The organism is Sphingobium sp. EP60837 (genome assembly GCF_001658005.1).
GTDB classification, from domain to species: Bacteria; Pseudomonadota; Alphaproteobacteria; order Sphingomonadales; family Sphingomonadaceae; genus Sphingobium; species Sphingobium tyrosinilyticum.
The window spans coordinates 454417-468028 of record NZ_CP015986.1 but is presented as its reverse complement, the minus strand read 5'-3'; the positions used below and the strand labels follow the sequence as shown (position 1 = coordinate 468028).

The following is a 13612-nucleotide window of genomic DNA, read 5'->3' as shown; positions in this document are numbered from 1 at the left end:
GCTATTCTTGACTCGTCCTTGAAGAAGTGCAGCCTAAGTCTTTGGTTCCAAATGCAAAAGGCAGAAGTTCAGCGACGCTGTACGTGACCACAGAATCATCGCCGCGCGTTGCACAATAGATGGCGATCGGCCGTGCCGCCACCTGCTCCGCCTCGTTCAATATCTGGCGGCACCTACCGCACGGGGTCACGGGCGCGGTATCTCCGCCAACCACTGCGATCGCCTCTACGTCGCCCAGCCGCCCTTGCGCATTGGCCGCTGCAAGAGCCACCGTTTCAGCACAGAGCGAGAGGCCATAGCTGGCATTTTCGAAATTTGCCGCGCCGATGATCGTGCCATCCGTCAACCGTACGGCAGCCCCAACAGCAAAGCGGCTATAGGGGGCATAGGCGTTCCCCTTCGCCAACTGCGCCGCCTCGACCAACTCTTTGACGGCCTCGTCCACGCTCATGGCGCCACCACGCCCCATCTTACCGGCCCTTCAACCCCATCGATATGCCGCATGTCATTGGCGGTCCACATCACCCATTTACGCGTCGCATAATCAGGCGGAAAGAAATTGCCATCCAGCCACAGCGTCCGGTTGATCCCAGACGCGATGTCATATTCTTCCTCGAAGTCGTTGGAAACATTGATCAAGGCAGGCTTGCCGGCATTGCTTTCGATAAGGTTCACCAATGTGTTGAGTTCGGACAGCACCGCGTCCCGACCCGGTCGTGCTGTGCAGGACGGATCGAACGCCAGCCTGATCACCGGAGGCAAAGCGGCATTGTCGCGGGGCACGGTGGTGATGAAGCGTGTCGCCTGCTCGGCCGCACGCTTGCAGAGGCTGAAGTCGAGCACCGCCCCATAGCGCAGCCCGGAAGAGCGCGCCGCCGACCAGTTGCGCGCAAAGGCGGGATCGCGTCCCTCCGCCCCCTCGGCCGCGCGGATATAGGCGAAATCCACGCCATTGGCTGCCAGAGTACCCCAATCGATACGGCCATTGCCGGCCGCTACCGCCACACCCTGAACCGGATAGACGTCGCGCTCCGGTGCCCAGCGACACGCATAGGCCCACAGCATCACCGCCAGCAGAGCGATGATAGCCGCGCCCGCAAAGATGCGGACCAGAAACTGGCCGGAAGAACCCTGACGAATGTCCCCTTACCCCTTGATATGCAGCACGCAGATCAGCGTGAACAAGCGGCGTGCCGTATCGAAATCGACCTTGATCTTCCCCTCGAGCCGATCGATCAGCATGTCCGCCGCATCATTGTGAATGGCGCGGCGCGCCATGTCCACCGTTTCAATCTGCTGAGGGGACGCGTTGCTGATCGCCTGATAATAGCTGTCGCAAATGGCGAAATATTCGCGGATCGGCCGCCGGAACCGCCCGAGACTTAGGATGATGGCCTCCAGCGGTTCCCCATCTTCCCGCTTGATCTCGATCACCAGTCGGCCTTCTTCGACGCGCAGCAGCACGCGATAGGGTCCGGCGTAGCCGTCGGGGTGAGCGCGCTGCGGCTCGAAATGATTATCCTCCAGCAGATCGAAAATCGCGATCCGCCGTTCCTGCTCGACATCCGCATTGCGCCACAGGATCGTCCGCTCGTCGAGCGTGATATCTATGATGCGCGGGTCGGTCATGGGCTCATAGTCCCTGCTGCTGCGGCCGCCGAAAAGCAAGCGGAGTTCTCCACAGTTTTGCCGATCGCCTCGTAGCTTGCCACTTGCGCCGGACCGCTGCGAAGGCGATGAGAGGCGCATGGTCGAACTGGTGCAGATAAACCCCGCCGCGGAAGCAGGCGTGCCCGAACTCCCTCGCAATGTGGAGGCGGAGGCGGCGCTGCTTGGCGCACTGATGATCGACAATCGAATCGCCGAGGACGTGCAGCTCAAGCTGAAGCCAGAGCATTTCTTCGAGCCGCTCCACGGCCGGATCTATGAAGCGGTCATGAAGCTGGTGGAGCGCGACATGATCGCCAATCCCGTGACATTGAAGCCGCTGCTGGAACAGGACCCGGCGCTCAAGGAACTGGGCGGCGTCGGCTATCTCGCCCAGCTGACGGGCAATGGCGCGGCGCTTCTGGGCGCACGCGACTTTGCCAGCCAAATCTATGACCTGGCCTTGCTGCGTCAGCTTGTTAATGTTGGCCGTGAACTTGTTGAAAACGCTTTGGATACCAGCGAGGATGTCAATCCCCGCGAGCAGATCGAGCAGGCCGAAGTTGCGCTTTATAAGGTGTCGGAGGGCGAGGGGGAGACCGGTTCCGTCAAGAGCTTCGCCACCGCCACCACCATGGCCGTTCAGGTCGCAGAACGGGCGCTGAACAGCGGCGGACATGTTTCGGGCATCACGACCGGGCTGGCTAGTCTCAATGAGAAGATTGGCGGCCTGCACAATTCGGACCTTATGATCCTGGCTGGGCGCCCTGGCATGGGCAAAACCTCGCTCGCTACCAACATTGCCTATAACGCTGCCTCCCGCTGGATGCGGGATAATGGCGACGGCATCCCGCCTGAAAAAAATATGGGCGCAAAGACGGCTTTCTTCAGCCTGGAAATGTCGGCCGACCAGTTGGCTACCCGCGTTCTCGCCGAGCAGTCGGGCATTAGCGGTGAAGCACTTCGCATGGGCAAGATCAGCCGCGCTGACTTCCAGAATCTCTCCCGCGCCGCGCGCGATCTCCAGGAGTTGCCGCTTTTTATCGACGACACGCCCGGCCTCACCATCGCTGCCCTACGCACCCGCGCCCGCCGTCTGAAACGCCGCCACGACATCGGCTTGGTCATCGTCGATTATCTCCAACTGCTTCAGGGTAGTGGGAGGGGCAGCGACAACCGCGTGCAAGAAATTTCCGAGATATCTCGTGGTTTAAAGACTTTGGCGAAGGAACTTAACGTTCCGGTTCTAGCCCTATCGCAGCTCAGCCGCGCCGTCGAGCAGCGCGAGGACAAGCGCCCGCAGCTATCGGACCTGCGCGAATCCGGCTCGATCGAACAGGACGCGGATATGGTCTGGTTCGTGTTCCGTGAAGACTATTATGTCGCAGCCAAAGAGCCGGGGAATAAGGAAAGCTCCGAGCATCTCGAATGGGCGCAGGAAATGGAGCGGATCTACGGCCTTGCCGAGCTGATCGTGGCAAAGCAGCGCCATGGCTCCACCGGTCGCATCCGCATGAAGTTCGATGCCAAGATCACCCGCTTCTCCGACCTCGCCGACGGTGGATATATGGGCGATTATGAATAAAATCGGGCGGATAATCTCGCCTGCGCTTTGGCGCTCGGCCTGCCGGGCTGCATGACCCTAGAACCAGGCGCTGGCAGGCGATCTCTGGCGCCGGGTGACATCTATGTGGCCATGGGCAGCTCTTTCGCGGCCGGGCCAGGGATCAGCAAACCGGCGGACACGCCGCCCACGCGCTGCGCTCGATCTATCGATAATTATGCGCATCAACTCGCGCGAAAAAAGGGACTTCGGCTGATCGACGTAAGCTGTAGTGCTGCGACTACGGCTCATCTTCTTGGTCCCTGGTCCGAACTGCCTCCGCAGCTTGACGCGCTCACCCCTGACACATCGCTGATAACCGCGACCATCGGCGGCAATGATATGGGCTATATTGGTGGCATCATGGCCGCGTCATGCCAGGCGATGAACGGCAAGGCGTGCATGACCGTGCCGGAACCCACCGAGCAGAAATGGCAGAAGCTCGAAGCCGATATGCGCAAGCTGCTTGCCGAAATGCGACGCCGGGCACCGAACGCCCGCATAATTCTTGTCATTATCCGACGGTTCTCCCGGACCACGGACAATGTGCAGCAGCACCATTGTCGCCCGAGCAGGCCGACAGGAGCCGGATGATCGCGAGCCGCCTCGCAGCGCTGACAGCCAAGGTGGCCCACGACGCGGGTGCTGAGATACTGGCAGCATCTTCGCTCAGCCGCGGGCATGATGCCTGCGCGGCAAATTCCTGGATGAACGGTTTCATCAAACCGAAGGGTAGCGCCTCCTTCGCCCCCTATCACCCCAATCTGGCGGGAATGACCGCCGTAGCGGACGCGCTTGAACGTATGACGAGCAAATCGCTCAGCCGCTGACGAACGCCCCGAACACGAGAGCCAAGCCGACCATGCTGACACCATAGGCCAACGTCCGCACAACAGGCACGCCTATGCCATACAGTGGGAGATAGACCGCGCGGGCTGCCAGCCATAGCCATCCGCCGATCGCCGTCATTTCGCCTGTTCGTCCGGCGATCACCACTCCCAACAGACCCACAATGGCCAAGGGATAGGTCTCCATGAAATTGGCTTGCGCTCTTACCAGCCTCCCAGCGAGCGGATTGAGCGGCGGAAGCGTCTCGTCCCGCGCGCCCATGTTCCATTTAACGCCATATTGCCGTGTCTTGAGATGCGCCGCCGCAAAAATATGCACGAGCAGCAGTGCGCAACTCCATGTAAGGATCTTCAACTCCACGGCCATATGTCTCTCCCGCCATTTGTTCCGGGCGCGACACTATCTTACCAGGAGCGGCGGCGCCATGGCTCGGTCGAAACGAGACGAACCATGGACCGCGCCTCAGAACACTGGCTGGTTAGCCGGATCATCCGGATCGACAACCGGAACCGGAATGGGAGTGATCGGCGAGTGGATCCCGCACTCCACCTTGTCCCAACCCCGCCAGCGTCCTGCACGCGGGTCTTCGCCCGGCAGCACCTTGGATGTGCACGGCTCGCAGCCTACTGACAGATAGCCTTGCGCTTCTAGAGGGTGGCGCGGCAGGTCATGTTCCGCGAAATAGGCTTCAAGGTCGTCCTTGGCCCAATCTCCCAGCGGATTGATCTTCAGCCGACCATCCTCAATCTCGAAGCGGGGCATATTCTGGCGCGTGGTCGATTGGAACGCTTTGCGCCCGGAAATCCATGCGTCCAATCCCTGCTTGGCACGATTCATCGGCTCAACTTTGCGGATGTCGCAGCAGCCGTCGGGATCGTAAGACCAGCGCAGGCCCGTCTCGTCCTTCTTCGCCAGCACATCAAGATCGGGCACCACCGAACGGCTATCTGTGAAGCCCAGTCGCGCGATAAGCGTGTCGCGATAGTTCAGCGTCTCCGCAAACATCTTGAGCGTATCGACGAAGATCACCGGAACGGTTTTGTCCGCCCTTGCCACCAGGTCCAGCAGCACGGCGCTCTCGGTGCCGAAAGACGATACGACAGCAACCTTGCCAGCCAGCCCTTCGGCGAAGACGGTCTTCAGCATGGTCAGCGCATCCACACCTTCGAACCGCGCATTGAGCGCATCGGCATCTGCCTGGGTAAAGGCGGGGCGGGCGTCTATGACGTCAAGCTGGCGGGCTGGTTCAGCCATTCACACTCTCCGGGTGCCGCTTTGCCCAAACCGGGCTGCGGCCATCGACGGTCTTTTGATAGACGTCGGCATAACGATTGAGCGCACGCTCCACGGCGGCATCGTCCAGCGCCTTGTCGGGCCGGAAGCTGTCGAAACCGCAGCGGCGCATCGCGACAAGCTGATCGACGAGCACATCACCTACGGCACGCAGTTCGCCCTGATATCCGGCCTCACGCAGGATACGCGCCGCCGAATAGCCACGCCCGTCGCCATAGGCCGGGAAGTTCACCTCCACCAGCGACAGGCGGTCAATATAGGGCAGCAATTCGCGCGCATCCTCGCCCGCTTCGATCCGAACGGCGGTCGAGTTGGACTGGCCCGTGAACGATTCGACCGTCACGGCGGGCTCCTGCGCGGCTTCACCGTCGCGGAAAGACAGGAACTCAACCATAGATCGCCTCCTTGAAGGGCTTCATGCCAAGACGGCGATAGGTATCGAGAAAGCGTTCGCCTTCCTCGCGCTGGGCGAGATAGAGGTCCGTCACCTTCTCGATCGCGTCCACCACGCCGTCCTCGGAGAAGCCGGGGCCGGTGATCTGGCCGACGCTCGCATCTTCGGCGCCTGATCCGCCGAGGGAGAGCTGAAAATTCTCCACGCCCTTCCGGTCCACGCCCAGCACGCCGATATGGCCGGCATGATGGTGGCCGCAAGCGTTGATGCAGCCGGAAATCTTGACCTTCAGCTCGCCCAGATCCTTCTGCCGGTCTGCCGCGGCGAACCGCTCCGACAGTTTCTGCGCCAGCGGGATCGACCGCGCATTGGCGAGGCTGCAATAGTCGAGGCCGGGGCAGGCGATGATGTCGGTGATCAGGTCCAGATTGGCCTCGGCCAGCCCAGCCTCATCCAGCTTTTGCCAGATGGCGTAGAGATCCGCCTTCTTCACATGCGGCAAAACCAGGTTCTGCGCATGGGTGACGCGCAGTTCGTCGAGCGAATAAGTCTCCGCCAGATCCGCCACCAGTTCGATCTGTTCCGCCGAAGCATCGCCTGGAATGCCGCCGCGCGGCTTCAGGCTGATGTTGACGATGGCATAACCGGGCTGTTTGTGGGCTGCGACCTGACGGTCAACCCACAGCGCGAAGGCCGGATCGGTGCGATCGAGATCATCGCTCAAACCCTGCTCATAGGCCGGGTTGGCGAAGAAAGGCCGGATACGATTCAGCTCTTCGACCGGCGGATTGAGGCCGAGGATCCGCATATGCGCGAACTCTTCCTCCACCTGGCGCTTATATTCCTCGACCCCCAGTTCATGGACCAGGATCTTGATCCGCGCCTTGTATTTGTTATCGCGGCGGCCGTAACGGTTATAGACGCGCAGGCACGCTTCCAGATAAGGCACGATCTCATCTTCGGGCACGAAGTCCCTGATTTGCGGCGCAACCATCGGCGTACGGCCCATACCGCCACCGGCATAGACTTCCGCGCCTACCTGCCCATCGCGCGACACCAGCTTTAGGCCGATATCGTGCAGCTTCATCGCCGCACGATCCTCTTCGGACGCGATCACGCAGATCTTGAACTTGCGTGGCAGATAGGTGAACTCCGGATGGAAGGTCGACCACTGACGCAGCAGCTCCGCCCAAGGACGTGGGTCGGCTACTTCGTCCGCTGATACCCCTGCATATTGGTCAGAAGAGATATTGCGGATGCAGTTGCCGCTGGTCTGGATGGCGTGCATCTCGACCGTCGCCAACTCTGCCAGGATGTCCGGCGCGTCGGCCAGCTTGATCCAATTATACTGCAGATTCGTACGCGTCGTGAAATGGCCGTAGCCCTTGTCATATTTACGCGCGATCTCGCCCAGCTTGCGCATTTGCCGCGCATTCAGCGTGCCATAAGGAATGGCTACGCGCAGCATATAGGCGTGGAGCTGCAGATAGAGGCCATTCATCAGCCGCAGGGGCTTGAACTGATCCTCAGTCAACTGACCGGCCAGGCGCCGCTGCACCTGATCACGAAATTCCTCGACGCGTGCGTCAACGATGGACTGGTCGTAGCTGTCGTAACGATACATGGTTCAGATCACCCAGTTGCCGGCATCGGCGTCATTCGGTTTCAGCGTCAGGTCGGGCCGCACGGTCGGTCCCAGAGCGCGGATGCGGTCTTTGATATGGGCCGGGCGCACGCCTTCGTCAGTGACGGTCGCATCGATCACATAAGCGCCAACGACTCGCAGCGCAGCCTCTTCGGAGCGCGCCAGTTCTTCGCCCTTGTCGCCCACATCAATGGAATCGCCGACCTGCCGCGACCAGCCGTCGCCCGCCCACCAGATCACATCCCCGGTGCCAAGGTCATTGCCGGTCAAAATCTTCACGAATGCATCTCCGCCCCATTGTTCATTTGCGCAGCCCAGCCGGTCAGCACATCCTGCGCCACCGCATAGGCCGCCACATCGCCAACCACAATCAGGGCCGGGCTTTTTACGTGTTCGCGAACCACCATGTCGCCCAGGTCGGCGAGTAGCGTCCGCAGCGTCCGCATGTCAGACCGCGTGCCATTTTCCAGCACCGCCACCGGAATGGCCGGCGACACGCCATCGGCGATCAGCTTGTCTGCAATGTCCGCCGCCGTCGCCACGCCCATGTAGATGACGAGCGTCCGCCCTTTGCCCGCCAATCCCGACCAATCCTGATCCGTCAGCCCCTTGCACTGGCCCGCGACGAAGCTCACCGCGCTCGCCGCATCGCGATGGGTGAGGGGAAGCTGCGCCTGCGCTGCGCAGCCGATCGCCGCGCTGATTCCCGGCACTACCTCCACGGGCACGCCAGCTTCGCGGCAGGCTTCCATTTCTTCGCCGCCCCGCCCGAAAACAAACGGATCGCCACCCTTCAACCGCACCACAGACCGCCCGGCGAGAGCCAGCTTCACCAGCAGCGCGTTGATTCCCTCCTGCGGCATTGAATGGCGGCTGCGCTGCTTGGCGACCGAGATCAGTTCGGCACCCTGCGACGCCATCGCCAGGATATCTTTCGAAACCAGCCCGTCATGCACGATCACCTCCGCCTGCGCGATCAACCGTGCAGCGCGAAGTGTCAGCAGTTCCGGATCACCCGGACCCGCGCCGACGAGAAAGACGGTAGCAGGTGCTTGTTCGGCCATGACGGGCAAATGGCGAAAAGGCCCAAGCGTTTCAATTCAGAATGCTTTGTCCGGGACGAAGGAAAATTTGGGGTAAGCTCGTCCTCGAGCAACGGCTGGGGCAAAGAAGCTATCGCTTCACTCCCCCATTGCGCTTGTATCAATATCCTTCAGCCCGACGCCAATGGATGCTCGCGGCTGCTCAATCTCTGCCGAAGACACAGGATAGGCGCAATAATCCGCGGCATAATAAGCGCTCGGCCGGTGGTTGCCGGAAATCCCAAGCCCGCCGAAAGGCGCCGATGACGAAGCGCCGTTGGTCGGCCGGTTCCAGTTGACGATCCCGCATCGGACATTCGCCCAGAATTGATTATATTGCTCTGGCGATCCCCCGATTAGCGAAGCGGAAAGCCCATAACGGCTATTGTTCGCCTCCGCGATCGCCGCTGGGAAATCCGGCACCCGGATGACCTGCAACAAAGGCCCGAACAGTTCCACGTCAGGCCGCTCAGCCATCGCGGTCACGTCTATGATCGCGGGGCTTAGTAAAGGCCGCTCCTCTGACAGACGCACCAGATGTTTGATCGGCCGGCCGCCGTGACTCATCAGGTAGAGGAAGCTTTCGGTGAGTTGATCCGCCGCCTGATTGTCGATCACCGGACCCATGAAAGGCGCAGGGTCCGCATGGGGATGATCGACGATTAGCCGATCTGCTATCTTCTTGATTTCCGGGATCAACAAGCCCGCCAGATCTTCCTTCACGATCAATCGGCTTGCCGCCGTGCAACGCTGTCCGCTCGACAGAAAGGCCGACTGGACGATCAAAGCCGCCGCGCTTGCGATGTCGCCAGTATCCCATGCAATGATGGGATTGTTGCCCCCCATTTCGAGCGCCAAAATCTTGCCTGGATTGGCTGCGAATTGACGGTTGATCGCAATCCCTGTTGCCGCCGAGCCGGTAAAAAGGACGCCGTTCACATCTCCATGAGATGCCAGCGCCTTGCCTTCATCCGGGCCGCCCACCACCACGCGCACGACATCCTGCGGCACGCCTGCCTCATGATAGAAGCGCACCAACATCTCGCCGACGGCAGGCGTCTTTTCGGACGGCTTGAACAGCACGCCATTACCCGCCAGCAGCGCGGGAACGATATGTCCGTTAGGCAGATGCGCCGGGAAATTATAGGGGCCTAGCACGGCCATCACGCCATGCGGTTTGTGCCGCACTGACTGGCCTGCCCCCATTGCCGCCTCCAGCCGCCGCTGCCCGGTGCGCTCCGAATAAGCGGCGACGGAGATATCGACCTTGTTCATCACCGCCGCAACTTCGGTCCGCGCGTCCCACAGCGGCTTGCCCGTTTCGCGCGCGATCAGGTCGGCTAGCGCCTCCTCATTCGCCCGCACGACATTGACGAAGCGGCGGAGCGTCTCGATCCTGTAGGCAACGGGCTGCGCAGCCCATGAAGGCCAGGCTGCGCGGACCCGTGCAACCTCGGCCTCGACATCGCTGAAAGAGCCTTGCCACAGGACAGCGCCGGTAGCGGGTTCGGTCGAAGTCAGCGTGGCGGCCATTGTTCCGATATGGAGGATAACGGGACGTTAGGGAAGGGCGGTGGCACGAGGAAGAGCGGGAACTACGGCACTTTCGGCCCGCTTCCCATCGCTTCTCCCATCCGCCTGACTGCCGCCACCTTCGCGTGCAACGGCTCCCAATCATCCCGCTCGGCAATTGCGCTCCAGATCGCCTCGACCTCGTCGATATACATCGAGCAAGGCGCCGCATCCCGCCAATAGGGATGCTCATCCTTTTCGCGGGCGTCAAACCCGGCGATGGCATCGCGAAATGGTGCCCAATCTTCTGCGGAATAGTCCGTCCCGTCACGCGGTTCCCCGCCGCGCCAATCATGGAAAAAACGATCGATCGGAGTCTCGGTCGCCGCCATCGCCCGCACGGCCGCCTCGATCATCCCATTCGCGTCACCTGAAGGCACGCCCCCCAGCCGCCAGCAAAAGCGCCGCACCATCGCCTCCCCATAAAGCTGCGGAAAGCGCTCAAGTTGCTCGATCAGTGGTTCCGCCTCCACCAGCGGCCGCAGCGACACTGCGAGCTGCGCCGCGTCCCAATGGATCGCTTCCGCCTGCCGCCCAAAGGCATATAGCCCCGCATGATCGAAATAGGCGGCGGTGAAACCCGGCTGCCACAACGGTGTGAAGCGCCATGGCCCATAGTCGAAGCTCTCACCCGTGACGTTGATATTGTCGCTGTTCAGCACCCCATGAACGAAGCCTGCGACCATATAGCTCGCCGCCAGATTCGCCGTCCGCTCCACGACGCGGCCTAGCAGCTGGGCGGGTGCGTTATTCCCCGGCTCCTCGCCGTAAAGTTCGCGCAGCGCATAATCCGTCAGCCGCTCCAGCAGCGGCTTGTCATCAAAATAAGCGGCGCGCTGGAAGGAGCCGATGCGGATGTGCGAATGGCTGAGGCGCACCATCACCGCCGCGCGGGTAGGGGAGGGCTCATCATTGCGCTCCAGCGCCTCGCCGGTCTCGATCAGGGACAAGGTCTTGGACGTATTTACGCCCAGCGCCTCCAGCATTTCGGTCGCCAATATCTCGCGCACTCCGCCTTTCAGCGTCAGGCGGCCGTCGCCGAACCGGCTGTAGGGGGTCTGTCCCGAACCCTTTGTCCCAAGGTCCAGCAGCCGCCCCGCCTTGTCGCGCAGTTGGGCGAAAAGGAATCCCCGGCCATCCCCGATATCGGGATTATAAACCCGGAACTGATGTCCATGATAACGCAGCGCCAGCGGCTCGGGCAGATTATCGGCGAGCGGCTCGAACCGGCCGAAATGCCGCACCCATTCCTCATCCGTCAGCCCATCCAGTCCGACGCTGGTCGCCGCTTTGTCATTGCGAAAGCGCAGAATTGTCTGCGGAAAATTCGCCGCGGCGACGTTGTCGGCAAAGTCCGGCTGAAGAGCGAATATTTCCTTTGCCGGATTGTATCTGGTGGCTTGCGAGGATTTGTCCATGCGGCGATATGGGGGAACAGGGTAGGAAGTTGCAACCGCTGCCACAAACCCAAGTAAATGAGGGCGCACGACCGTTGACCAAGTTCACCGACGGATATTGGTGGTCCCCCGACGGCCTCAGGCTTCATTATCGGGACTATCCCGGTGATGACGATGGCCGTCCGCCGCTCCTTTGCCTCCCCGGCCTGACGCGCAACGCCCGCGATTTCGAGCCGCTGGCTGAGCGTCTCGCCGGTGATTGGCGCCTAATCTGCCCGGACATGCGCGGTCGCGCGGAAAGTGCGCAGGCCAAAGACCCGATGACCTATGTCCCGCTCAATTATCTGCAGGACATCAGCCGCCTTCTGGCCGACCTGGCGATCACTCGCTTCGTGGCGATCGGCACCTCTCTTGGTGGACTCATCACCATGTTGATAGCCGCAACGCACAAGGAATGGCTCGCAGGCGCGCTGCTCAATGACGTGGGCCCGAAGCTGGAGCAGGCGGGGCTGGACCGGATTCGCACCTATGTCGGCGTCGGCCAGTCGCATCAAAGCTGGGTGCAGGCCGCCCGCGCGCTGGAGGAGGCCAATCGCGACGTCTATCCTGGCTATGGACTGGAACAATGGCTGGCCATGGCCAAGCGCCTTTACCGGCTCAGCAGCGGGGGCCGTGTTGTACTCGACTATGACATGCGCGTTGCCGAGCCGCTTCGCATGATGGGCGGAGAGGCAGGCGTCGATATGTGGCCCGTCATGGCGTCCTTCAGTGACGTGCCGACCCTGATATTGCGCGGCGAACGCTCGGATCTGCTCAGCGCCGCCACGGCGGAGCGGATGGCGACCGAAATCGGTTCCAGCGCGGAACTCGTCACCGTTCCCGATGTGGGCCACGCCCCCGTCCTAGACGAGCCGGCAGCCGCCGCCGCCATAGACCGCTTGCTGGTGCGGGTCCTCCATGGCTGATATTTCCCGGCGGCCGCCCCGGCTGCTGCACGTGCATGGCAGCTTCTCGCTTGGCGGGAAGGAAGCGCGTGCGGTACGCCTGATGAACCTGTGGGGCGACCGCGCCCAGCATATGATCGTCAGCGCTGCGCCCCAATCTATGGGCGCACGCGCTGCGATCGATCCCTCCGTCGCAGTCAGCTTTCCCGAACCCCCGGCGCTCACCGGTCGCCCCGGTCCCTTGCGTTTCCGTGCGCTCGGCCGCTTCCTGGCCGGGTTCGATCTGATTCTGACCTATAATTGGGGCGCGATGGATGCGGTCATGGCTCACCGCTTCTGCTCGCCCTTTCTTCGGATGCCGCCGCTTATCCACCATGAGGATGGGTTCAATATAGAGGAAGCCGAACGGCTGAAGGCCGAGCGCAACCTCTATCGCCGTCTGGCGCTTCAGCGGGCGAGGGCCGTGGTCGTGCCGTCAATCCGCCTCGACGGAATCGCGCGCACCGTTTGGAAGCAGCCTGCGTCTAAGGTTCATCTGATCCGCAACGGTATTGACGTTGCCCGCTATGCGCGGCCCGTCGCTGCTGACGCGATACCTGGGCTTCTGCGTTCGCCGGGCAAGCTGCTCGTCGGAACCCTGGCCGGGCTGCGCCCCGTCAAGAATATTCCTCGCCTGATACGCTCCGTCGCGCCTCATCGGGACCGGCTGCAACTGGTGATCATCGGTGATGGCCCGGAACGAGATTCGATCCTGGCAGAAGCGGACCGCCACGGGCTGGATGACATCTGCATGCCCGGCTTCCTCACCCAACCCTGGCGTTTCATGGGAGCGCTCGATATTTTTGCGCTCTCGTCCGACAGTGAGCAGTTCCCGATCTCGCTGGTTGAAGCGATGGCTGCGGGACTGCCCATAGCATCCATGGACGTGGGTGACGTCATACAGATGATCGCCCCTGAAAATCAGTCCTTTATCGTGCCTGATGAAGCCAGCCTTTCCCACGCTCTCGGCAACCTTGCGGCAAATCCCGAGCTTCGCGCCCGCCTCGGTAAAGCCAACCGCCACCGCGCTCAACGCGATTTCGACGAAGCCGCCATGGTCGATGCTTATGCGTCCCTCTATGGACAAGCACTATCCAGCCCCCATATTTTGCGGTAGGGCGCGCCGGAAATTCGTCACCGCTGGCGG

The 13612-nt window shown here is 61.7% G+C and carries 16 protein-coding genes; 5 read left to right on the top strand and 11 right to left on the bottom strand.

The window, feature by feature from the left end:
• Position 1 precedes the first annotated feature (1 nt).
• The 3 genes from EP837_RS02155 to EP837_RS02145 all read right to left on the bottom strand — a co-directional run bounded on the left by EP837_RS02155 (position 2) and on the right by EP837_RS02145 (position 1629).
• Positions 2-451, bottom strand: coding sequence for a cytidine deaminase (locus EP837_RS02155; RefSeq protein ID WP_066528534.1), 450 nt, complete (start codon positions 449-451; stop codon positions 2-4).
• Complete coding sequence (locus EP837_RS02150; RefSeq protein ID WP_066524080.1) at positions 448-1065, bottom strand: GH25 family lysozyme; 618 nt, start codon at positions 1063-1065, stop codon at positions 448-450. The genes EP837_RS02155 and EP837_RS02150 overlap by 4 nt, the downstream gene beginning before the upstream one ends.
• 81 nt (positions 1066-1146) lie before the next feature.
• Positions 1147-1629: a UPF0262 family protein gene (locus EP837_RS02145; protein ID WP_066528531.1), complete on the bottom strand. Its 483-nt coding sequence runs from the start codon at positions 1627-1629 to the stop codon at positions 1147-1149.
• A gap of 118 nt (positions 1630-1747) precedes the next feature.
• On the opposite strand from EP837_RS02145, the gene EP837_RS02140 reads away from it, so the two are divergent.
• The 3 genes from EP837_RS02140 to EP837_RS02130 are packed head-to-tail and all read left to right on the top strand — an operon-like array spanning position 1748 to position 4080.
• Positions 1748-3232, top strand: coding sequence for a replicative DNA helicase (locus EP837_RS02140; RefSeq protein WP_066524079.1), 1485 nt, complete (start codon positions 1748-1750; stop codon positions 3230-3232).
• A 51-nt stretch (positions 3233-3283) separates the two neighbouring features.
• A complete protein-coding gene (locus EP837_RS02135) occupies positions 3284-3844 on the top strand; it encodes an SGNH/GDSL hydrolase family protein (protein WP_156518361.1) in 561 nt (186 codons plus the stop codon).
• On the top strand, positions 3841-4080 hold the full coding sequence (locus EP837_RS02130; protein WP_066524077.1) for a hypothetical protein: 240 nt from the start codon (positions 3841-3843) through the stop codon (positions 4078-4080). Before EP837_RS02135 ends, EP837_RS02130 begins: the two co-directional genes overlap by 4 nt.
• Here the strand turns inward: EP837_RS02130 and EP837_RS02125 are convergent.
• The 8 genes from EP837_RS02125 to EP837_RS02090 form a co-directional block, all read right to left on the bottom strand.
• Positions 4070-4465 carry an MAPEG family protein gene (locus tag EP837_RS02125; protein ID WP_066524075.1) on the bottom strand — a complete coding sequence of 132 codons (396 nt, stop codon included), beginning with the start codon at positions 4463-4465 and terminating at the stop codon, positions 4070-4072. The genes EP837_RS02130 and EP837_RS02125 overlap by 11 nt on opposite strands.
• Before the next feature lie 96 nt (positions 4466-4561).
• Complete coding sequence (locus EP837_RS02120) at positions 4562-5353, bottom strand: phosphoadenylyl-sulfate reductase (protein WP_066524074.1); 792 nt, start codon at positions 5351-5353, stop codon at positions 4562-4564.
• On the bottom strand, positions 5346-5786 hold the full coding sequence (locus EP837_RS02115) for a DUF934 domain-containing protein (protein ID WP_066524073.1): 441 nt from the start codon (positions 5784-5786) through the stop codon (positions 5346-5348). The genes EP837_RS02120 and EP837_RS02115 overlap by 8 nt, the downstream gene beginning before the upstream one ends.
• Positions 5779-7410 (bottom strand): nitrite/sulfite reductase, encoded by a 1632-nt coding sequence (locus EP837_RS02110; protein ID WP_066524070.1) that lies wholly within the window; start codon positions 7408-7410, stop codon positions 5779-5781. Before EP837_RS02110 ends, EP837_RS02115 begins: the two co-directional genes overlap by 8 nt.
• A 3-nt stretch (positions 7411-7413) precedes the next feature.
• A complete protein-coding gene (locus tag EP837_RS02105; RefSeq protein WP_066524068.1) occupies positions 7414-7710 on the bottom strand; it encodes a DUF2849 domain-containing protein in 297 nt (98 codons plus the stop codon).
• Positions 7707-8495: a uroporphyrinogen-III C-methyltransferase gene (gene cobA / locus EP837_RS02100; RefSeq protein ID WP_066524066.1), complete on the bottom strand. Its 789-nt coding sequence runs from the start codon at positions 8493-8495 to the stop codon at positions 7707-7709. Before cobA ends, EP837_RS02105 begins: the two co-directional genes overlap by 4 nt.
• A gap of 117 nt (positions 8496-8612) precedes the next feature.
• Positions 8613-10046 (bottom strand): succinylglutamate-semialdehyde dehydrogenase, encoded by a 1434-nt coding sequence (astD, locus tag EP837_RS02095; protein WP_066524065.1) that lies wholly within the window; start codon positions 10044-10046, stop codon positions 8613-8615.
• A gap of 62 nt (positions 10047-10108) precedes the next feature.
• Positions 10109-11503 carry a protein adenylyltransferase SelO family protein gene (locus tag EP837_RS02090; protein WP_066524064.1) on the bottom strand — a complete coding sequence of 465 codons (1395 nt, stop codon included), beginning with the start codon at positions 11501-11503 and terminating at the stop codon, positions 10109-10111.
• Between the two features lie 74 nt (positions 11504-11577).
• Between EP837_RS02090 and EP837_RS02085 the strand changes: the two genes are divergently transcribed.
• Positions 11578-12447 (top strand): alpha/beta fold hydrolase, encoded by an 870-nt coding sequence (locus EP837_RS02085; RefSeq protein ID WP_066524062.1) that lies wholly within the window; start codon positions 11578-11580, stop codon positions 12445-12447.
• Complete coding sequence (locus EP837_RS02080; protein ID WP_066524060.1) at positions 12440-13582, top strand: glycosyltransferase; 1143 nt, start codon at positions 12440-12442, stop codon at positions 13580-13582. Before EP837_RS02085 ends, EP837_RS02080 begins: the two co-directional genes overlap by 8 nt.
• Positions 13583-13612: the final 30 nt, after the last annotated feature.

Bases quoted from the DNA above. Each gene is read 5' to 3' on its own strand.
- EP837_RS02115 (WP_066524073.1), bottom strand. From the start codon at position 5,786: ATGGTTGAGTTCCTGTCTTTCCGCGACGGTGAAGCCGCGCAGGAGCCC.
- EP837_RS02110 (WP_066524070.1), bottom strand. From the start codon at position 7,410: ATGTATCGTTACGACAGCTACGACCAGTCCATCGTTGACGCACGCGTC.
- EP837_RS02130 (WP_066524077.1), top strand. From the start codon at position 3,841: ATGATCGCGAGCCGCCTCGCAGCGCTGACAGCCAAGGTGGCCCACGAC.
- cobA (WP_066524066.1), bottom strand. From the start codon at position 8,495: ATGGCCGAACAAGCACCTGCTACCGTCTTTCTCGTCGGCGCGGGTCCG.
- EP837_RS02120 (WP_066524074.1), bottom strand. From the start codon at position 5,353: ATGGCTGAACCAGCCCGCCAGCTTGACGTCATAGACGCCCGCCCCGCC.
- EP837_RS02080 (WP_066524060.1), top strand. From the start codon at position 12,440: ATGGCTGATATTTCCCGGCGGCCGCCCCGGCTGCTGCACGTGCATGGC.
- EP837_RS02150 (WP_066524080.1), bottom strand. From the start codon at position 1,065: ATGCTGTGGGCCTATGCGTGTCGCTGGGCACCGGAGCGCGACGTCTAT.
- EP837_RS02125 (WP_066524075.1), bottom strand. From the start codon at position 4,465: ATGGCCGTGGAGTTGAAGATCCTTACATGGAGTTGCGCACTGCTGCTC.
- EP837_RS02145 (WP_066528531.1), bottom strand. From the start codon at position 1,629: ATGACCGACCCGCGCATCATAGATATCACGCTCGACGAGCGGACGATC.
- EP837_RS02135 (WP_156518361.1), top strand. From the start codon at position 3,284: ATGACCCTAGAACCAGGCGCTGGCAGGCGATCTCTGGCGCCGGGTGAC.
- EP837_RS02140 (WP_066524079.1), top strand. From the start codon at position 1,748: ATGGTCGAACTGGTGCAGATAAACCCCGCCGCGGAAGCAGGCGTGCCC.
- astD (WP_066524065.1), bottom strand. From the start codon at position 10,046: ATGGCCGCCACGCTGACTTCGACCGAACCCGCTACCGGCGCTGTCCTG.
- EP837_RS02155 (WP_066528534.1), bottom strand. From the start codon at position 451: ATGAGCGTGGACGAGGCCGTCAAAGAGTTGGTCGAGGCGGCGCAGTTG.
- EP837_RS02090 (WP_066524064.1), bottom strand. From the start codon at position 11,503: ATGGACAAATCCTCGCAAGCCACCAGATACAATCCGGCAAAGGAAATA.